Below are 20,301 nucleotides of genomic sequence, written 5' to 3'. Positions count from 1 at the left end.
TCTGAATTTTTCGCCACCACCTGTCCGTTAGCATGCCGCCCGAGCGTCATTGTCATGGCGGCCCGATATGTTCACCCGCCCTAACCCCATGACGGAGGCTCATATGCAATACCTATTGATGATCTATTCGCAGGAAAACGGCTGGAACCAGATGACCGACAGCGAGCGGCAGCAAGGCGTCGCCGCGTATCACGCGTACACCGAATCGTTGAAAAAAGCGGAGGTGCTGGTGGGCGCCAACCGGCTGCAGAACACCAACACGGCCACCACGGTGCGGCTCGTCGACGGCAAGCCGCAGGTGCTTGACGGGCCGTATTCCGATTCGAAGGAGCAGCTCGCCGGCTACTACCTGATCGAGGTGCCCAACCTGGACGCGGCAATCGCGTGGGCGTCGCGTTGTCCCGGCGCGGCGCACGGCCTCATGGAAGTGCGCCCGGTCTGGACTGCTCCCTACGACGCGCCATCTGCTGCATGAGTCCGTCCGGCGGCGGCGGCGGCCGTGACGCTGACGGCGCCGCGCGTTCGATTGCCGAGGCGGTCGCTCGCCGCAGTTACGGCAAGCTCGTCGCCCTGCTGGCGATGCGCACGCGCGACGTCGCCGCCGCCGAGGACGCGCTCGCCGACGCGTTTGCAGCCGCGCTCGCGGACTGGCCCGAGCGCGGCTGCCCCGCGAATCCCGAGGCGTGGCTGATGACGGTTGCGCGCCGCCGGGCGATCGATGGCGCGCGCCATCGACATGTCGGCGACGAAGTAACAAACCAGCTCGCGATCCTCGCCGACGAGATCGACGAGCATGAAGCAGGCGTGTTGCCCGACCGCCGGCTTGCGTTGCTGTTCGCGTGCACACACCCTGCACTCGAGGCCGCGATTCGCACGCCGCTGATGCTGCAGGTGGTGCTGGGGCTCGAAGCGAAGACGATTGCGTCCGCGTTCCTGATGTCGCCCGCCGCGATGAGCAAGCGCCTCGCGCGGGCGAAGAACAAGATCCGCGAAGCGGGCATTCCGTTCAGCGTACCGGAGCGCGAGGAGTTGCCCGGCCGGCTCGCTGCCGTGCTGGAAGCGGTCTATGCGGCGTACGCGGAAGGATGGACCGATCCGGTCGGCGGCGATACCGAGCGGCGCGATCTTGTCGGCGAGGCCCTGTTTCTTGCACAACTGCTCATTGAGCTGCTGCCCGAGGAGCCAGAGGCACTGGGTCTGCTCGCGCTAATGCTGTATGCGCAGGCGCGGCGCGATGCGCGACGCGATGCGGCCGGCGACTACGTGCCGCTTTCGGCTCAGGATCCGGCGACATGGAACACGCCGATGATCGACGCAGCCAACGCATTGCTGCGGCGCGCAAGCACATTCAACGCAATCGGACGCTTTCAGCTCGAAGCCGCGCTGCAGTCAGCGCACATTTACCGCTGTCAGACGCATCGGTCGAACTGGGACGAGATCGTGCAGCTCTACGATGCGCTGCTCGCGATTGCGGCATCGCCGGTGGTTGCGGTGAACCGTGCGCTCGCCCTGGCGGAACGGGACGGCCCGCAGGCGGCGCTCGACGCGCTCGCGCCGTATGCGAACGATCCGCGGCTGGCCGACTACCAGCCGTACTGGGCCGCGCGCGCCGATCTGCTCGCGCGTGCCGGCGCGACGGCCGAAGCGCTCGGCGCGTACGATCTCGCGATCGGACTCGAGCGTGATCCGGCCGTGCGCCGGTTCCTGCAGGGCAAGCGCATCGCGCTGTCTTCGGCGAGAAGTTAGATCGGCGCGTTGCGTTTGCTACGCGAGGTTGCAATCCTTGCGCCGACGCGGAATCCTCAACACCCGCACTTCCACTGCGGCTGCTGCAGTGTCATCCCGTGCTGCCCCTTGTACGCGGCGACCGCGGGCGAGGTCCACCCCTCCAGCATCTGCGGAGCGAGCCGGTAGATCTCGATGCCGAGCGGACGGCATACCTCCAGCGGATCGCGCGCGTCGGGTCCCCACATCGGCAACGAGAGATCGCCGCCCGGGCACGTCGACAACGCGCAAAGCAGGTCGATTTCCGCGAAAAATTCGAGGTAATCCCCCTTCTTCGCGGGACAGGCTTTCATGAAGTACTTGTCTTCGAGATTCAGCCCGGTGCACTGGAACACGTTCAGCACGTCGTGCACGTCGTATTCGGTCAAGCCATACGGAGCAATTGCGCGCGTCAGGTTCGAGTGGCAGTGGAAATGGAAATCCTCACCCGTCAGCATGCGGTTCACGTACGGATCACAACGCGTGCCGAGCAGGTCGTGAACGCGGCCGCCATGCTCGTCGACGCCGTAGTCGGCGAGGCTGTCGTCGGTGATCGTCACCATGGGACGCAGGAAGGGTAGCGTCGACCACAAACGGTCGAAGGTGCTTACATGCGCCTGCTGCAACTGGCGCGTGCGCGAGGCCCACATGCGCTCGCGCGGGTTGTGCAGATTCCACATGTTCAGGTCGGCCACTTGCGGACCTTCAATCGTGACGATCCGAAACACATGACCAGCCGGTACGGTCCATGCCTGACCCGAGCGGATGGGCACGACGATCGATTCGACCAGTGTGCGCGTATCGTGTTCGGAGGCGATGCGACCATAAAACGCCTTGTCGGGGTCGAGCGCGGATCCCTTGGTGGATTGATAGGCGGCGGGGTAATTCAACATGATGGAGACTCCTTGATAAAGCACACGGACAGGCTGCGCTTGTCACGCACTATCGCCTGTTTGAGCAGTAGCCGTGAATCGGTGGACTAAGCCGGAATGAGAGGCAACGAATCAAAGGTAATCGAGCAGGGCGTGCTCCGATTGCTTCAGGTAACCGGCGAGCGCGGCGCTCGCCTCGGCGGTGCGCCCACTCGCGATCAGTTCGAGAATTTCCTGATCCTTCGCAATCCAGGGACGCTGGAAGCGCCGCTCGTCGGGGGCCGAGGCAAACACGAGGCGCAGTTGCGCCAGTATCGTCGTGAAGAATGTGTCGAACAGCGGGCTGCCGAGCAACTGCACGATGCGCCGGTGAAACAGCAAACTGTAGGTGCCGACGCTGCGCCAGTCGCCTTCGTCCGCCGCCGCTTGCGCGTGCACGACTGCGTCGCGCATCGCCGCGATTTCATCTTCCTCAATCGGGTCCTCGCGCATCAGGGCTTGCAGTTCGAGCGTGCGCCGCACCCGATAGATGTCGCGCACATCGTGGCGCGTCAGGGTGCGCACGATCACGCCGCGATGCCGGTAATGCACCGCGAGCCCTTCACGGCACAAGAGACGCAGCGCTTCACGCAGCGTGTTGCGCGAGACGTCGTGCGCCTGGGTGAGGTCGTTCTCGACGAGTGCGGTGCCCGGCGGCAATTTGCCTTCAATGATCTCGTTGCGGATCGTCGACAGAATCCGGTCCGTGACCGATTGCTCGGGCTCCTGCCCAGCGAGGGGGGTAACAGTTGATTGCGAGGTGGGCATACGGTGTTTTATGCAAGGTGGACGTCTTTGAGGAAGCTGGCGATACGCGAAGTCTTGTCGAGCGTCGCGAGTTCGCGCGGCGGCGCATCGCTCACGATCGTGCCCGCTTCCATGAACACGATACGGTCTGAAATACGGAACGCAAAGTTGATTTCGTGTGTGACGATAATCATGGTCATGCCTTCCTGGGCAAGTCCCTCAATGACCTTCAGTACTTCGTTGACCAGTTCCGGATCGAGCGCCGAAGTCGGTTCGTCGAACAGAACAATCGAGGGCTGCATCGCCAGTGCCCGCGCAATCGCGACGCGCTGCTGCTGACCGCCGGACAACTGATGCGGATACTTGTGCGCATGCGCAGCCATGCCTACCTTTGCCAGCAGGCGCATGCCGGATTCGTCGAGCGGGGCCCCGTTCAGACGCCCGTGGTAGCGAGGCGCAAGCGTCACATTCTGCAGCACCGTTTTATGCGGAAACAGGTTGAAGCTCTGAAACACCATGCCGATATCGAGGATGCCGCGCATGTACTTCGCATGCGGCACCTTGCCATGCCTCGCACGCGGCGGCCACAGGAACGCCTTGTCATGCAGGCGCACTTCGCCGCCGTCGAGCGTCTCGAGGCCATTCAGCGTGCGGATCAGCGAAGTCTTGCCCGAACCCGACGGGCCGATGATCGACACCACCTCTCCTGCGCGCACGGTCAAGTCGATCCCCTTGAGCACTTCATGATCGCCGTAGCGCTTGCGGATGCCGATGGCTTCCAGCGAACGCGTCGCGCTGCTTGTTCGCGCGGTACGAACGTCCTTTGCTGCCTGCACAGGCCGCGGTGTTTCCACAGGAATGACGGCATTCGCAGCTCGCGTGCGGAGCGTGACATCAAGGTGCTTTTCGAGCATCTTCAGCGCCTGGCCGAACACCGTGACGATCAGCACATAGTAGAACGAGACGGCCAGCATCGTCTCCAGCACCTTGAAGTTCTGCGTATACAGGCGTTCGCCAACCAGCAGGATTTCCGCGAGCGAAATGACGGACACGAGCGACGTCAGTTTGACGATCGTAACGTACTCGTTAATGAGCGAGGGCAGCGCGACGCGAAACGCCTGCGGCAGCACGATCAGCCGCTGCAGGCCGACGAAGCGGATACCGAGCGCCTTGCCCGCTTCGAGCTGGCCCTTGTGGAGCGACAGCAGGCCGCCGCGATGGATCTCGGCGATGTAGGCCGCTTCGCTGATCGAAAGCGCCAGCAGGCCGGCCCAGAACGGGTCGGACAACAGGCCGCCCGTCCAGGGCAGCACCTGCGGCAAGTTATAGACAAAGATCAGCAGCACCAGCAGCGGCAGGCTGCGAAAGAGCCAGATGTAGGTGCTGCACGCCACGCGTAGCGGCATGAACGCAGACTGTTTGCCGAGCGCGAGTGCGAAGCCCGCGACAATGCCGATCAGCCAGGTCGCGGCGCTCAGTTCGACGACGAGCCAGGTGGCTTTCCAGAAGGCGGCGTCGAACAACAGCGAAGCCGTGTAGTGCCAGTCGAATACCATGTGCTTCCCCTTACGACGCGCAGCCACGAGGGCGCGGGCGAGTGCCCGGCCTCAGGCTGAGCGCGCAACGTGCAGTTAGTTCGATGCCGTACCGAGCGCCTGGGCAATGTCATTGCCGGTCGGTTCGGCGACGTTGTACTGCTTGAGTAGCGCCTGGTATTCGCCTAACTGCTTCATCGACGCAAACGCGCTCTTCAATTGGCCGAGCAGCGCGTCATTGCCTTTCTTGACGCCGAGCCCGATGACGACCGGATAGAGCGGGGTCGTCGACGTAATTGCCACGCGTCCGCCGAGCTTGTTGACGGTCATTTGCGCGACGGCCGAGTCTTCGAATTGCGCGTCGACGGCGTGCGAGAGGACGGCCTGGGCCGCTTCCGGCGAAGTCTCGAACTCGCGCACGTCGATTGCGCCGCGGCCCGCAGGCGTACAGACCTGCTTCGACACGTCGTTGAGTTTCGGAATCCACGACGCACCCTTGATCGAGCTCACGCGCTTGCCACGCAGATCTTCTGGCTTCTTCGGCTCAAAACCGGTGTGGCTCAAGGCGAGCAGCGAGCCGCCGGTTTTCAGGTAGGGCACGAAGTCGATCTGTTTCGCGCGCTCCGGCGTCACGTAGAGCGCCGACGCGATTACGTCGAAGCGATTGGCGTTCACGCCGAGGATCAGATTCGCGAAACGTGTGTCGACGAAGCCGGGCTGGAGCTTCAGGTGCCCGGCGAGCTTCGTCATGAACGCGGGATCGAAGCCGGCGGGGTCTGCGTCCTGCACGTAGTCGTAGGGCGGATATGTCAGATCCGCACCGATCGTCAGCTTGCCGGGCGCCACGGTCGGCGCGCCGCTCGAGGCGAACGCGTGAGACGCGGCGAATAGCGCGAGCGCGGCGGCGCACTTCGCGACCCGCGGCAGGGAGGGCATGACAGTTTTCAGATCAGGTTGGGCTTTCATGGAGTTCTCGCTCGTCGGGGTGGAGGTAATATACATTGTTGAACAATAGAAAAAATATTGTTCAACAATAATTCATGCATAAGCAGGATCCGAGCCAAGGAAGCGAGGAGGTGGGTGAGCGCGCTGTGATGTAGGTCTGGTGTGGCTGTGAGGGAGACGCGGGCTGGTCTTTAACGGAGGCGCGGCTGTCGTCGGCGCACCGGTTCCGTGCGCCTGCGCGTGTTACCGGCGAACGCGTTCAGGAACGGTGCATTTCGTGGGGAAGAAGGGAGCGTGCCTGCGCGGCGCGACTCACCCAATGCTGCCCGCAAACCTCTCAGCCAACCGCTCCCGCTCGAACGCCTCGACAACGAAATCGACAAACACCCGTGTTTTCGCCGGCAGCAGCGCTCGCGTCGCGTAGTAGATCGAGATCGCCCCGGCGTCCGCGTACCAGCGCGGTAGCAATCGCACGAGTTCCCCCCGTTCAATCGACGACAGCACGTCCGACACGGCCAGCAGCGTCACGCCCAGTCCGAGAATCGCTGCCTCGCGCATCGCTGCCGGGTCATTGACCATGATGGTCTCGCCAAGCTGTGCGGGCATCTCATTGCCCACTGCGTTACGCATGGTTCGGTGACGCACGCGGCCCGTGCGGCTCGAGCGCATCACGATGCCGTCGAGGTTCGCAAGATCGCCGGGATCGGCCGGTGTGATGCGGCCGGCCATGTATGCCGGAGACGCGACCGCCACGAGATGCGCAGGCGCCAATGCGCGCGACACGACGCCCGGGGCGAGATCGAAGCCACCACCCAGCGCGGCATCGTATCCCTCTTCAATCAGGTCAACCGGCCGGTTCTCGAAGTGCCAATCAGGACGAATCATTGGATAGCGCGCGAGGAACGCCGGCAGCAGCGGCATGACGTACGTGATGCCGAACGTTGGCGCCATGCTGACTTTCAGCACGCCGGCCGGCTCGCTGCGATCGTTCGACACGGACGCGATTGCCGCCTGCAGCGCGTCCAGATTGCCGCCGATTTCCACGAGAAAGCGCTCGCCCGCCTCGGTCAACGTGAGCTTGCGCGTCGAGCGTTGGAACAGCCGCACGCCGAGATTGCGTTCGAGCAGCGCAACGTTCCGGCTGACCGCGGCGGGCGTCAGCGCAAGACGCCGCGCGGCCGCGGAGAAGCTGCCCGTTTCGGCGCTACGGACAAACGACTCGAGGTTGGCGAGGGTTTCCATCCAGGAATCTTAAAGCATTGCTTGAAAATAATTCAAGCGATTCACAGCTAATCATCAAGCAATAAAGGCGGCAACATTCAGTCACCTAGCCCCGGGAGTGAACCTCAGATGTCCCTCTCCTTGCCGGCTTATCACTTGATTGATCACTCTTCACCAGGAGCATCGTTATGAGCACCATCGGTATCATCGGAGCAGGCGCCATCGGGTCCGCGTTCGCGAGAGCGCTGGCGGGCAAAGGCCTCAAAGCCGTCATCGCGAACAGCCGAGGCCCTGCCTCACTCGCCGACCTCGCACGCGAGCTCGGCCCCTTGATCACGCCGGGAACGCGCGAACAGGCGGCCGCGCAGGACATCGTCCTTGTCGCCGTCAACTGGACGAAGCTGCCGACCGCCTTGGCCGGGCTGCCGGACTTCGGCGGACGCATCGTGATCGACGCGAACAACCCGATCGAGCCGCCGCTGTTCAAACCGGCTGAATTGCATGGCCGGACGTCGAGCGGAATCTTCGCGGAACTCGTGCCGGGCGCACGCGTCGTGAAGGCGTTCAACCATCTTCCGGCACATCTCCTTTCGAAGGATCCGCAGGCCGAAGGCGGACGCCGCGTGTTGTTCTTCGCGGGAGACGACGGGCAGGCGAAAGCGGCAGTGAGCGGACTGATCGAGCAGCTCGGTTTCTTCGGCATCGACCTGGGTTCGCTCGAAGCCGGGGGCAAGTTAGTTCAAATTCCGGGCGGCCCGCTGCCGGTGCACAATTTCGTCAAGTTTGGATAAGCAAACCAAGGCGCGGAAAACCGCGCCTTTCAAACTTGCTTTAAGGGCAACTTGCGGGAGCTGTGGGAGACGGCCAGAAAGCGGCGCAAACAGTTCTCGACGATTTGCGAGACGTCGTTGTCATAACCGGCGCAGTAGAGACTGCCGAGAAACGAGATTGAGCCGACTGCGAATAGTCCGCCGCCGCTCGGGCTGAAGCCGCAGATCATGTGGGCTCGAATGCCGCTATGCACTCTAGGTTTGCCGACCATTCGATTGAAGAGAAGCTCCTCGGGAACGGTCACGAAACTGGCGTCGTGATTGTCGGAGTACGCGACCACTGTCACGTAGGCGGGCGTGCCGAGGTCGGCCGCAGTTTGATCAATTTCAAAGCCCGCAGCGCCGCCGCCAGACAAGCCGAAGTTTCCAAGTGGTTCTCCTGCTCCTGCTTTAACCGCCGCGAACAGCCAGGAATGTTCGGTGGCAAACGAGGCCGGCGTGCGGCGATAGAATGTGCCCCGAAAATCTCCCTCCGCCGTAAACCCGACTCCCGCAACTTTTTGCGGCGGCAATCCGTTTCGACGCCACATCCCCCCATACTCGCCATCCAACTGGTTGTAGTACTCACCGGGCTGACTTTCCCATACCCGCATGCCCGCCTCGGCTCGACGAATTTCGAGCAGATGCGGTGCAGACGCTGCGCGCCCGATTTTCCAGTAGAACCCGTTTCCGCCAAGGTACATCAGGCTTCCACCCGCAGACCGATAGGCGAGGAGCGCATCGAGCATTCGGCGGGTATGGTATTCGGGGTGAGAGCCGGTCAGAACGACGTCATAGTGCTTCAACGCGTCGACGCCTCGCTCATCGAGATCCTCGTCCGTAACGACATCAAATTCGAATCCTTTTTCCCTTAACCAGTTGGTCAGATGGGAGTCCGCGGAGAAGTGGCGCAGACCTGAGCCATGCTTGTCAAGGAACGTCAGATAACCTGGACGCATTGTGAGAATCGGGCGCAGGCGGGAGGAGAGGCTTATACCTGAGCCATCACTGTGGGAGTTGTATGTTGATGTACCAAATGCAGTTACGACGTCCGGGTTGTGAGGATAGCCGCCCCATTTGTCCACGCGATCGGCAAGCGCGCCCGAAAAATTTCCGCGAGCGTTGTTGGCGTAGGCCAAGTAAGTCAGCGTGGGTGCAAGAAACGCGATGCGCGCATGCTTCCCCTCCGGCGCAACCGTGACGTAAAACGGAATCGTATCGACCCCTTCTCCATTGTCCACGCGCAGTCCATAGACACCCGATGCCATGTCGGCCGGAATTTTCAGATGTACCGACGTTTGCCAGCCACAGTCCGACAGGTCGTCAGCGTGGAACCGGATCGCGGCGTATTCATTCGGTGCATGCTTCCAGTCCAGCTCGCGTCCGGTCCACCCCGACGACCGAACTGCCCTCATTGGTGCGTTCACAAGCGTCAACGGGGCTCCGCTATCAAGGCAGTTCGGTACGCTCGTGTGAGCAAGCGTTGGCGTGAAGTCCCAATGTGCCAACAGGATGTCCTCGCGCTGATCGCCGCGTGCATCGTTGCTAGGCGCGCGCAACTCCGGGCTTTCGATGAAGCCGTTGAAGGCGTGCTCCGGGTATCCTGTCCAGACAGCCGCAAAGCACACGGAAGTAGCGTCGAACGAGGCGGCAGAGAACGGCACTTCAAAGTCCGCCACGTTCCTGAATGCCTCTTCGCGTGCGTTTGTACCGGAGCTAATCGCCCGGATGTGCCCGTCACGGTCGATCGATATCTGCAGATTTGTCCACAGATCGGCGGCGACAGGTACGCCTGTTGTGATCAGCTCCCCGTTCGCGAGGCTCTGGAAAACAAGTTCGCCGCGAGTGAGAGCGATCGTTACACCATGCGTTCCATCGTGGTTCTGAAGAGCGACCAATGTCTGGAGGGAAGCGTCTTCAAGCGTGGGTTGAACCGTCAGGTAGAGCTTGATGTGCTGAATGTTCTCCAGAGCCGGCATCGGGCCGTAAGCGCAGGAGCCGGGAAATATTGGCTGCTCCTGTCCTGGGTAGGTGCTTTGCAGCCGGACATCGATCGGGACCAGTTTCATCCCAGGCCCATCGGGGTTTGGGTCACAACAATCTATGCGCTCAACAGCTGCCGTAAAGGCGCGAGCGCCGCGCGAACTGATTTTGAACGCCAGTTCCTGACCAGCGTGTGCGCTCCACGGGGTTGCATAGCCGATGATCGCGGGAGTTTGGGAGTCTGAAGTAGTCATAGTCAAATGATCAATCATTCTTGGTCGTGGTTCCAGGCGCTGCTCTGCGACCGCCTACGGCCAGGGGAAACCCCCTGTGAGATTTTATTTTACAATGGTTGCAAATAGAACCAAAAGTGGTCACTATCGAGTCCAGTGTACTTTAACCACTTGGGGTGTGCGATGAAAAAATTGGTCTATTCGGCAATGACGGTCGCTGCAGTTCTCGTCTTCGGTAGCGCAAGCGCCCAAGAGGTTGTTCTTGTTGGAGTTTCCGGGCCTTTGACCGGCCCCCAGGCGGCGGAGGGGAAAGACAACGAGAATGGCGCGCGCATGGCGGTTGACGAGCTGAATAGCGCCGGAACAACGATTTCCGGCAAAAGCGTAACATTCAAATTGGTATCGCAAGATGACCAGGCGGATCCCCGGATCGGGGTGCAGGTCGCGCAGAAGCTGGTCGACGCCAAGGTGGCCGCAGTTCTGGGCCCATACAATTCCGGAGTCGCGATTCCGGCCTCCAGGCTCTACCAGAACGCTGGCATCCCGATGCTTTCGGTTGCGTCAAACCCGGCGTTGACTCTCCAAGGCTTTAACGAAGTCTTTCGTATCGGAGCTAGTGACGGGCAACTCGGCGGTGCGATGGCGAATTTCGCCGTCGATACGCTTAAAGCGAAAACAGCGGCAGTCATGGATGACCGGTCGGCCTACGGGCAAGGCGTGGCCGAAGAGTTCATGAGCGTGGCCAAGGCACGCGGGCTGAAGATTATCGACCAGCAATACACGAATGGTCAGGCCGTCGATTTCAAGGGCGTCCTCTCTCAGATCAAGGCGACGAATCCCGATGTCATCTTCTATGGTGGCTACGCGTCGCAAAGCGGCCCACTTGTCAAACAGATGCGTCAGCTCGGCTTGCGGGCGAAGCTGTTGGGTGGCGACGGAATCTGTACGTCTGATATGGCCAAAATCGCAGGTCCCGCAGCGACGAATGCGTATTGCTCCCAAGGCGGGGTCTCGCTGGACAAGACGCCAGCAGGTAGCGCGTTCCTGAAAAAGTACAAGACAACCTTCAACGTCGATACGCAGGTGTATGGCGTGAGCTATTACGACGGCATGAAGCTGTTGGCTGACGCGATGGTGAAGGCTGGCACGACATCCGACCGCGCCAAAATTGGTGCGCAACTCGCCAAGTCCGCCTACACCGGCGTGGCCGGCGAGTACTCGTTCGACGTACATCATGATCTGAAAAGCTCGGCGACGACCGTGTACACATTCAAGGATGGCGCCGTCGTAACGTACGGCAACTAAGGTCTCAACTAAAATAGTAAGCAAGACGGAGTATCTATGCGAATTACCAGAACACTTAACACGATCGAAATGCACACCGGTGGTGAGCCGTTTCGCATCATCACCAATGGTTTCCCGCGTCTCGCGGGGAAAACCATCGTGGAGCGGCGGGAGTGGATCCAGAAGCATGCGGATGAGTTGCGGAGCGCCATGATGCTGGAGCCTCGAGGCCATGCCGATATGTACGGAGGCTTCCTCACTGAGCCGGTGACCGAAGGCGCGGATTTCGGCATCATCTTTACGCAGAATAAGGACTACAGCCCCCATTGCGGCCACGGGACCATTGCGCTGGCCACCGCAGCGGTTGAACTGGGGTGGATTGAGCGCACGTCGCCAGAAACGCGCGTGGGTATCGATGCGCCTTGCGGATTCCTCGAAGCTTTCGTCCAGTGGGACGGCGAAAATGCAGGGAATGTGCGTTTTGTGAACGTGCCGTCATTCGTCTGGAAAAACGACGTCACCGTCAATACGCCAACGTTCGGCCCCGTGTCCGGAGACATCGCTTACGGAGGCGCGTTCTATTTCTACGTCGATGGCGCACAGTGCGATATGGCGGTAGGCGAAAACAACGTTGATCGACTGAAGCAGTTCGGCGACGAGATCACCCAGGCAACTAACGCAGCGTTTGACATCGTTCATCCGGAGATTCCAGAAATCAGAGGGCTCTACGGCACGATCATTTCGAATACGCCCCGCCATCCGGGATCGACTCAGGCGAACTGCTGCATCTTCGCCGATCGCGAGGTTGACCGATCGCCAACAGGGTCCGGCACCGCAGGACGCGTTGCCCAGCTCTACCAGCGTGGCAAGCTACCCCCGGATGGGACGCTCGTGAACGAGTCGATCATCGGAACGATCTTCAAGGGCCGCGTGCTGAGTGAGACGACATGCGGTGAATTCGATGCAGTGATTCCTGAGATCGAAGGGAATGCGTTTATCTGCGGCTACGGAACGTGGTTGATCGACGAGCGCGATCCTTTGACCTACGGGTTCCTGGTGCGGTAGAGAGGGCAGATTACAGGCGCTGCTTCGACGGCAACTGCCGCACTGGCGTGACACCTTTTGGCCCATCTCCTTGGTGCCTTCGCGGCGCATTCTGAAATGGGATGCCGCCGCGCTTTTTGCCTTGTGCGAGCCACGGGGAACACTTCATGCGTGGTCGCATCAGGAGATGGCATCATGTCGCCACGACGTATGATAATTATCCGTCAATGACAGGTGAACTCCCGCGCATCGGGCGTCAGGAAATGAAAGGAAGTGAGATGGGTACGACACGGCAGGATCTCGAATCGAATTTCAGACCACTGCAGATTTATGAGCAGGTCGAGGAGAAGATCAAGGAAGAAATCCGCACGGGACGGTTCGCGGCCGAGTCCCGGCTGCCATCGGAACGCGAACTTGCAGCGCTCTATGGCGTCGGCCGACCTGCGGTTCGAGAGGCAATAGGGGCTCTTCAGAATGAAGGCCTCGTTGTGACGAAACGGAATTCCGGTACCTACGTCTCCTCGGCAGCTTCTGAGCGTTTGCTTAACGTCGACGGCAATCATGGAACTCAGAACGCGGAGCCAGATTTCAGTCCAACGGGAACGCTCGAAACGCGATTCATCCTCGAACCTGCAATCGCACGTCGAGCCGCCGCACGAGGTAAGCGCGATCGCCTGGCTGAGCAATATCTTGCAGAGATGGAGACAATTCACGATATCACCAATCTCGAAGAGCGTGCGCTGTGGAATAACAGCGATAGATTGTTCCACCGGCAATTGGCGGTCATGACGGGTGACGCTCTGCTCGTCAAGATCGCAGACGAGGTAGCGAAAACAATGGATCAACCATTGTGGAAGCGGCTAAAGGACGACGCGATTTACGATCCGCTACGGATACGCCTGTATGCGTCCGAGCATCGGCTTATTTACGAGTCAATCGTGAGCGGCGATGGTGACGCAGCAGGGTTTTACGTGGAGCAGCATATCAAGCGGGTGCGACGGGATATTGCGCCCAAGTAAAGCCGGCCTGATCAATTAGCTGGCCGCGAACACTCCACCATCGTCGACAAAGAGATCGCAGTAGCGATGTCCCCGATGATCATCACCAGACGCTGGATACAAATCGAATGCGCGTGGCCGCGCGGCCACTAATAAAAGACGGACTTCAGAAGACATGGCAGAAATAGTTCTTTCACTTGATCACCTGCACAAGTTGGCCTTTGACGTATTGGCATCCAATGGGCTCAGCGCGCGTCAATCGGACGCGATGGCGAAGGTACTCGTTGCAGGTCAACGGGACGATTGCCACTCACACGGTGTATGGCGCCTTATTGGATGCGTAAAAACGCTGAAGATGGGCAAAATCAATGCTGATGCCGAACCGCAGATAAACGATGTCTCGCCTTCGCTTGTTAAAGTCGATGCTCGGTTCGGATTCTCTCCGCTTGCTTTTGAACTGGGGAGTCGAGTACTCGTTGAAAAGGCGAAGAGATCTGGTATCGCGGCCCTGGCAATCAACAACTGCTTTCACTTCAGCGCTTTGTGGCCGGAGGTCGAGGCAATTGCTGCTGAAGGCGTAGCCGCACTGGCCATGACACCGACCCATAGCTGTGTAGCACCTGCTGGCGGAAACAAGCCGCTATTTGGAACCAACCCGATCGCGTTCGCCTGGCCACGTCCAGGCCCCTTTCCGTTTGTGTTCGACATGGCTACGAGCAGAATCGCCCGTGGCGACATCGAGCTGCATAAGCGGTCTGGCTCGAAGATCCCGAGTGACTGGGCGATCGACGAAAACGGTCAAGCTACCGATGATCCTGATAAAGCATTGAGGGGTGCCATGCTTACATTCGGAGGCTATAAGGGTTCCGCGCTCTCAGCGATGGTTGAGTTGCTGGCTGGTCCGTTAATTGGCGATATGCTCAGCCCGGAATCGCTGGCTTTTGACGAAGACGTAGGCGCGGCCCCCTGTCATGGTGAAATCGTCATCGCTTTCGACCCTGCAGTCTTCGCCGGCGCTGCCCCTACGGACAACCTGCAGCGCGCCGAGACTCTGTTTGAAGGAATCGTGGGTCAGGGCGCGCGTCTGCCCTCTCAGCGACGATTCGATGCGCGACAGCGCAGCGTTGAGCACGGCGTGTCGCTTTCAAAGGAGCTTCACGACGAACTTACCCGTTTGATTTCGTGAGATCTGTCGGGGATAGGGTTGCATCCTGGCTCAACATCTCAAGTGTTGCACGAGGCGTGGATCGACGAACACTCCTGACCTTGCCGCCGTCAATCGGTACGCACGTGACCAGCTCGCGACCGTCGCGGGTAGAGCTGCGAGATCGCGAGCAAGGCAATAATCAGGAAAATCGGCAAGCAGTTGAACAACACGATTCGCTGCGGCGAAAACCCAAGCGTTAGTAGAATGCCGCCGATTGCGCTCGCCGCGGAGCCCAACGCCGCGCTCGCTGGCGAAAATCCGTACGACACGAGCAAAGTCGGTATCCAGAACATGAATTGATAGGTCACCAGAAAAGCGAGGAATGCGATCGACCAGACTCCACCCGTGATGCGCGATCAACAGCGAAGCCTGAAAGCAGCACCACCACCGCAACCTACCCCTTAAACTCCACCGAAACAAAAATCTTCTTACACGGCTCAACCACTTCCCACGTCCCCTTAAATCCCGCCGGAATCAAGAACCGGTCCCCAGCCCGCACAGTCTTGCTAGTCCCATGCGCATTCCGAATCACGGACACGCCCTCGAGTATTTCGCAATACTCACTCTCGGTGAAGTTCACCGTCCATTGCCCGCAAGCTCCCTCCCAAACGCCAGCCGCGAGCTGCCCACAGGGACTGGCAAAATGCGTGTGAACAAGCTGCGAAGGATTGCCGGCAAGCACCGCTTCTGCTTTCGGCATGTACTCAACGCTTTCCTTGGCAGGTTGCGCAAAATCTACGATATTCAGAATGCTCATAATGGCTCGATGCAAACAGAGTTAAAAATCAAAGCTTCAAAAAGGGCGTAGCGCACACACCCACTGCATGCGCCACGCTCAAAAGGTGACACCTACCGTCAGCAGACTGCATCAGCTAAACCGAACTCAACTCCCCGACTTCAACTGCGCCCACAGCCGGTTCTCAAGCCGCATGATCGGTGCAGGCTGCGGCCGCATCAACGTCATCTTGTTCAGCACGGCTTCAGGCGGATACACATTCGCATCCTGCTCGATCGCCGGCGTCACAAACTGCCTCGCCGCGCGATTCGCAGTCGGATAAAACACTTCGTTCGTAATCGCCGCGCTTACCTTCGGATCTTCGATGTAGTTCATCCACTTCATCGCCGCTTCCGGATGCGGGGCATCTTTCGGAATCACCATCACGTCCATCCAGAGCAGGCCGGCGTCCTTGATGTTCGAGAACCGCACATCATACGAACGCTTCGCTTCCGACGCACGTCGCCGTGCAATCCCCACATCTCCCGAATAGCCCAACGCCACGCAGATATCGTTGTTCGCCAGATCGTTGATGTAGCCGGATGAATTGAACTGCGTGATATACGGTCGCACTTTCTTCAGCACTTCGTATGCGGCCTGGTAATCGCCGGGATTGGTGCTGTTCGGGTCCTTATGCATGTACTGAAGCACGGCCGGGAAAACATCCGCCGCTGCGTCGAGGAAAGACACGCCACAACTCTTCAGCTTGGAAAGATTCTGAGGGTCGAACAACAGCGACCAGCTATCAACGGGCGCATCGGCACCGAGAGCCTTTTTTACGGCCTGAACGTTATAGCCGACACCGTCCGTGCCCCAGGCCCAAGGCACACCGTATTGATTGCCGGGGTCCGCATCGGCAATCAGTTTCATCAAACCCGGATCGAGGTTCGCGAGGTTCGGCATCTTCGATTTGTCGATCTTCTGATACACGCCGGCTTCGATCTGGCGCGCCATATAACTCGATGTGGGCACAACGATGTCATACCCGGAACTGCCTGCCAGCAGTTTCGCCTGCAGTGTGTCGTCGCTATCGTAGCTGTCGTATTTCACCGTGATGCCGGATTGCTTTTCGAAGCCGGTAATCGTGTCTTTGGCGATGTAGTCCGACCAGTTGTAGACGTTGATCGTCGTATCCGCTGCGTGTGCAGCGTTCATCGGCGTTAGGGCGGTCAACGAGCACAGCATCGTGCCGGTGAGCGAGAGAAGCTTGGCATGACGGATCTTCATTCGACTATCTCCTTGGTTTCGATCTTCAGTTTTCGCCGCAGCGTAGGCACCGATGCACGAGCGTGACGACCCGCACGTCCTTATGTCCTGCACGAGTGCGGACGAATCAGGGACGTGACGCCGCCTGCCGCAGCGCAAGCGCACAGCAGAGCTAAAAGGGACGCAGAGAGGCGAGCGCTATAAGCCGGCCAACGCTAGCAAGACAAATGCAAAGCGCGGACAGACAAATGCATTGCAGACGTTCGACCGCTAGATAAAGCGGCCTGATCGCATGCAACACTTGCTCGCGAAAAGAGAAGGGGGCTAAGGCAGAAGCGCCGCGATTTCGTCGGTACGCACCCCGATAGTTGCGGGTGCTGCAATGACGTTGTGTCGACGGACAGAGCGACGCGACAACACGGTATCGATGGACAGGGGGCGGGATGGCGAAGCGCAGTTGCTCCCCTGATGAGCGATAGAACAGCCGGACAGGAAGGTTCTTTCCCGACCAGGCTGATATCTCACCAATGGACCACGGACTTTCACGATGGAACCCGAAGCGACGTTGAGTAGAAGTCCTCGCTGATGCAGATTGACCGCGCTGCGAGAACCACCAGACTGCCGCCCTAGGATATATGAGCCATTATTTTCGTCAAAGGATTTTCTGACACTGCGCTGTCATAGTCATGCGCAGTGGAACGCGTTCATGCGAGCGCATGCTTCAACAAGCATGGCTCGCATCGAACTACGCAACAACAGACAACGTTAGCGTTTTACTGGCCGCCCATCGGTTCGGGCTGAACCGCGGGCGCAGCGGGTACGGGTGTGCCGGTTTGCGATGAGCCGTTTGCCGAAGAACCATAACCGGTGGCGTCATGCTGTGCGGCTACGCGTGCTTCGGCTGCCTGAATGTCCGCGGGGTAGGTCGAGTCGGTTGCAGCGGCGGGGTTGTAGCCGGCCTGTTCAATCTGGATCAGTTGCGCCTTGACCTCCGCGCGGGTCAGCGGTTGCTCGGACTGTGCGAACGAAGCGACCGGGGCTGCGAGAACAACGACCACTGCGACTGCTTTGATCAGTGATTTCATGATGCGTCCCTCCGAGGATGTTTTATTCGGCGCCGCAACATGTGTTCGGCGACCTATGGAGGGATTCTAGGAAGCGGGCGATCTAGGGCAAACCCCTAAACCCGTAATTCAGTCTTGCAGCAAATGATAAGTCGGCGTTATGTAATGATCTTCCTAAGATTGGAAGAATTGCTTCAGACTCCAGAACGTACACCTACGCGGTACGCCGTCATCTGCCGGTATGCGCTGCCAGGTCGCACGATGACCTGATCCTGCTCGGCCATATTGACTTCATTCGGAAAGCCGCCCGCTTCGAGACACAGTCCGGAGTACGCCTGATAGGCGATGCCGCCGCGTCCCGTGTCGCCTTTCAGGAAATTGCCGGTGTAGAACTGTAAGCCGCGCTGATCGGTCGAGACGGTCAGTTCGCGTCCGCTGCCGGGGTCATAGGCGCATGCAACCTCGCGTACCTGCGGTTCGCGTCCGGCCATCGTGGCGTCAGGCGCGTCACGCAGCACATAGCAGTGATCGAAGCCACCGGCCCTCGCAAGCTGCGCATGCGGCCAATCGAGCCGTGCGCCGATCGGCGCGCTCTGTCTGAAGTCGAACGCATTGCCTGCCACTTCGGCAAGCTCGCAAGGAATCATCGACGCATCGACTTCGAAGAACCGGTCGGCATTGATCGACAGCACATGTCCGCGAATGTCGGCACCCCGCCGACCCGTCAGGTTGAAATACGGATGGCTCGTCAGATTGAGCGGCGTAGGGGCGTCCGTGATCGCTTCATAGGCGATCGTCAAGGTGCCGTCGTCGTCGAGCGTGTAGCGCACCTGCACCGTGACGTTGCCCGGAAAGCCGGCGTCGCCTTCGGGCGATTCCAGACGCATAACCAGCGCACCGTTGTCTTCGCTCACGTCCCACAGTGTGCGATGAAAACCCTGCGTGCCGCCATGCAGCAGATTCGCGCCTTCATTGCGATCGAGCGTGTACTCGATGCCGTCGAGCGTGAAACGCGCATCGGCAATGCGGTTCGCCCAACGGCCGATCAATCCGCCCATGTAGGTTGTGGCCGCAACGTATTCGGCGGGCGTGTCGTGGCCGAGTAGGATGTCGCCGAGACGACCCGCGCGGTCCGGCGCATGCCACGAGACCAGCGTCGCGCCCAGGTCGCTGATGGCGACTTTCATGCCGTGCGCATTGCGCAGCGTAAAGAGCCGCACAGGATCGCCGCCGGGCAGCGTGCCCCATGGCTCAGAGGAAAGTGGTGCGATGCTGATCATGTCGTCGGTAGAAAGAGAAGGTGAAAGGCATGCTCAGCCAGGCTCTGCCGTCGAATTCACACGGTCCTGGTATTCGCGCGGCGTACAGCCGAGTTCGCGGCGAAACACCGCGTACATGTATTGCAGCGACGTGAAGCCGCAACGGATCGCCACCTCGGCACTCGACGCATCGCGCTTCGCAAGCAGCGCTTTAGCGACGTCGAGTTTATGGCGCAGGATTTCCTGATGCACGGTGCACTGCCGTTCGCGCCGAAAGTACTCTTCGAGCGACGAACGCGACACGCCCACGTAATCGGCAACCTGTTCGGTGCGAATGCCCTGGCACGCGTACTGGCGGATGAAATGACGTGCGCGCATCACATACGGACTCGCGAGCGGCTGGTGTTTTGTCGATTCGAGCACATTGATGCCGACCGGTGGCACGAGAATGCGCCGCCCCGGAAAACGCGCGCCGTGCAGCATTTGATGCAGCAAGTGAGCGGCGGTGCGGCCCATTTCCTCGGTGCCTTGAATCACGGAGGAAAGCGGAATGCGGGTCAGCGTTCGCGTGAGCGGATCGTTGTCGATGCCGATGATCGCCACTTCTTCAGGCACGGGAATACCCGCGATCAAACAGGCCTGCAACAGGTGCCGAGCGCGGGCGTCGGTGACGGCGATGATGCCGACCGGCTTCGGCAACTGGGCGAGCCAAGCGGTGAGTTGCTCGGTTGCCTGATTCCACGACGGCGCGCTGGTCGACAGGCCACGATAGATCTCGGTGCCGATCTGCTCGGCGCTATGGCCGTCCGTGCTGCGTAGGTGAGCGAATGCCAACTCACGTTGCTGCGCCCAGCGGTTTTCTTGCGCTTGCGGAAGGCTATACAAAGCGAAGTGCTCGAGTCCCGCACCGATCAGATGCGTGTACGCAAGGGAAACGAGCTTGGCGTTATCGGTCGCGATATAGGGTAAGTCCGGGGGGTAGTGCGCCGGATCTTCGAACGATGAACCGACTGCCACCACCGGCAACGGACAGTCTCTCAGCGCTTCACCCACAGCGGGATCGTCGAAATCCGCGATGATGCCGTCGCCGTCGAAACGCTCGATACCCGTCAACCGGCAGCGGAAATCTTCTTCAAGGAAGAGATCCCACGCCACACGCGTCGACAGCAGGTAATTGCCGATGCCGGTGATGATCTCGCGGTCATACACCTTGTTCGCGTTGAACAGCAGCGCGATCCGATGGGTCGTCTGTGGTGTTTGCGGACGGGTCATGGCAGTGGGTGGCGTGCGAATCGTCAAGATACGCAGCGCCTTCG

The 20,301-nt window shown here is 60.0% G+C and carries 18 protein-coding genes; 7 read left to right on the top strand and 11 right to left on the bottom strand.

Annotation, left to right across the window (positions count from 1 at the left end):
- The first annotated feature begins 103 nt into the window (after window positions 1-103).
- Together M0D64_RS00280 and M0D64_RS00275 are read left to right on the top strand one after the other, a co-directional pair.
- Window positions 104-475, top strand: coding sequence for a YciI family protein (locus M0D64_RS00280; protein ID WP_266256242.1), 372 nt, complete (start codon window positions 104-106; stop codon window positions 473-475).
- The gene (locus M0D64_RS00275) at window positions 472-1,746 is read left to right on the top strand and encodes an RNA polymerase sigma factor (RefSeq protein WP_266256241.1); all 1,275 of its coding nucleotides are present in this window, start codon (window positions 472-474) and stop codon (window positions 1,744-1,746) included. Before M0D64_RS00280 ends, M0D64_RS00275 begins: the two co-directional genes overlap by 4 nt.
- A 56-nt stretch (window positions 1,747-1,802) precedes the next feature.
- On the opposite strand, the gene M0D64_RS00270 is transcribed toward M0D64_RS00275, so the two are convergent.
- The 5 genes from M0D64_RS00270 to M0D64_RS00250 form a co-directional block, all read right to left on the bottom strand.
- Window positions 1,803-2,657: a DUF1989 domain-containing protein gene (locus M0D64_RS00270; protein WP_054040108.1), complete on the bottom strand. Its 855-nt coding sequence runs from the start codon at window positions 2,655-2,657 to the stop codon at window positions 1,803-1,805.
- A 111-nt stretch (window positions 2,658-2,768) separates the two neighbouring features.
- The gene (locus tag M0D64_RS00265; protein WP_171925841.1) at window positions 2,769-3,443 is read right to left on the bottom strand and encodes a GntR family transcriptional regulator; all 675 of its coding nucleotides are present in this window, start codon (window positions 3,441-3,443) and stop codon (window positions 2,769-2,771) included.
- A gap of 8 nt (window positions 3,444-3,451) precedes the next feature.
- Window positions 3,452-4,978, bottom strand: coding sequence for an amino acid ABC transporter permease/ATP-binding protein (locus M0D64_RS00260; protein ID WP_266256240.1), 1,527 nt, complete (start codon window positions 4,976-4,978; stop codon window positions 3,452-3,454).
- 75 nt (window positions 4,979-5,053) lie between these two features.
- Entirely contained in the window at window positions 5,054-5,893 is an 840-nt protein-coding gene (locus tag M0D64_RS00255; RefSeq protein ID WP_266256478.1) for a transporter substrate-binding domain-containing protein, read from the bottom strand.
- Between the two features lie 321 nt (window positions 5,894-6,214).
- Window positions 6,215-7,144, bottom strand: coding sequence for a LysR family transcriptional regulator (locus M0D64_RS00250; protein ID WP_266256239.1), 930 nt, complete (start codon window positions 7,142-7,144; stop codon window positions 6,215-6,217).
- Window positions 7,145-7,311: 167 nt separating this feature from the next.
- On the opposite strand from M0D64_RS00250, the gene M0D64_RS00245 reads away from it, so the two are divergent.
- Entirely contained in the window at window positions 7,312-7,914 is a 603-nt protein-coding gene (locus M0D64_RS00245; protein ID WP_266238147.1) for an NADPH-dependent F420 reductase, read from the top strand.
- Window positions 7,915-7,943: 29 nt separating this feature from the next.
- Here the strand turns inward: M0D64_RS00245 and M0D64_RS00240 are convergent, their stop codons facing one another.
- The gene (locus tag M0D64_RS00240) at window positions 7,944-10,187 is read right to left on the bottom strand and encodes a N,N-dimethylformamidase beta subunit family domain-containing protein (RefSeq protein WP_266256238.1); all 2,244 of its coding nucleotides are present in this window, start codon (window positions 10,185-10,187) and stop codon (window positions 7,944-7,946) included.
- Between the two features lie 144 nt (window positions 10,188-10,331).
- On the opposite strand from M0D64_RS00240, the gene M0D64_RS00235 reads away from it, so the two are divergent.
- The 4 genes from M0D64_RS00235 (at window position 10,332) to M0D64_RS00220 (ending at window position 14,660) form a co-directional block, all read left to right on the top strand.
- Window positions 10,332-11,453, top strand: coding sequence for a branched-chain amino acid ABC transporter substrate-binding protein (locus tag M0D64_RS00235; protein WP_266256237.1), 1,122 nt, complete (start codon window positions 10,332-10,334; stop codon window positions 11,451-11,453).
- Window positions 11,454-11,489: 36 nt separating this feature from the next.
- A complete protein-coding gene (lhpH, locus tag M0D64_RS00230) occupies window positions 11,490-12,497 on the top strand; it encodes a trans-3-hydroxy-L-proline dehydratase (RefSeq protein WP_266256236.1) in 1,008 nt (335 codons plus the stop codon).
- Between the two features lie 257 nt (window positions 12,498-12,754).
- The gene (locus tag M0D64_RS00225; RefSeq protein WP_154558010.1) at window positions 12,755-13,495 is read left to right on the top strand and encodes a FadR/GntR family transcriptional regulator; all 741 of its coding nucleotides are present in this window, start codon (window positions 12,755-12,757) and stop codon (window positions 13,493-13,495) included.
- 154 nt (window positions 13,496-13,649) lie between these two features.
- Window positions 13,650-14,660: an Ldh family oxidoreductase gene (locus M0D64_RS00220; RefSeq protein WP_171925846.1), complete on the top strand. Its 1,011-nt coding sequence runs from the start codon at window positions 13,650-13,652 to the stop codon at window positions 14,658-14,660.
- A gap of 415 nt (window positions 14,661-15,075) precedes the next feature.
- Here the strand turns inward: M0D64_RS00220 and M0D64_RS00215 are convergent, their stop codons facing one another.
- The 5 genes from M0D64_RS00215 to M0D64_RS00195 form a co-directional block, all read right to left on the bottom strand.
- Window positions 15,076-15,438, bottom strand: a complete 363-nt coding sequence (locus M0D64_RS00215) for a cupin domain-containing protein (RefSeq protein WP_266256235.1) — start codon at window positions 15,436-15,438, stop codon at window positions 15,076-15,078.
- Window positions 15,439-15,564: 126 nt separating this feature from the next.
- Entirely contained in the window at window positions 15,565-16,641 is a 1,077-nt protein-coding gene (locus tag M0D64_RS00210) for a polyamine ABC transporter substrate-binding protein (RefSeq protein WP_233464703.1), read from the bottom strand.
- Between the two features lie 794 nt (window positions 16,642-17,435).
- The gene (locus M0D64_RS00205) at window positions 17,436-17,747 is read right to left on the bottom strand and encodes a DUF4148 domain-containing protein (RefSeq protein WP_266238160.1); all 312 of its coding nucleotides are present in this window, start codon (window positions 17,745-17,747) and stop codon (window positions 17,436-17,438) included.
- Between the two features lie 173 nt (window positions 17,748-17,920).
- Window positions 17,921-19,006 carry an aldose epimerase family protein gene (locus M0D64_RS00200; RefSeq protein WP_266238162.1) on the bottom strand — a complete coding sequence of 362 codons (1,086 nt, stop codon included), beginning with the start codon at window positions 19,004-19,006 and terminating at the stop codon, window positions 17,921-17,923.
- A gap of 33 nt (window positions 19,007-19,039) precedes the next feature.
- Window positions 19,040-20,257 carry a DNA-binding transcriptional regulator gene (locus M0D64_RS00195; RefSeq protein ID WP_171925885.1) on the bottom strand — a complete coding sequence of 406 codons (1,218 nt, stop codon included), beginning with the start codon at window positions 20,255-20,257 and terminating at the stop codon, window positions 19,040-19,042.
- Window positions 20,258-20,301 lie beyond the last annotated feature (44 nt).

It is taken from the genome of Paraburkholderia sp. WS6 (assembly GCF_030464835.1).
In the GTDB taxonomy this organism is placed as follows: domain Bacteria; phylum Pseudomonadota; class Gammaproteobacteria; order Burkholderiales; family Burkholderiaceae; genus Paraburkholderia; species Paraburkholderia madseniana.
The sequence above is the reverse complement of the archived record's forward strand: the minus strand, read 5'-3'. Positions and strand labels throughout refer to the sequence as shown.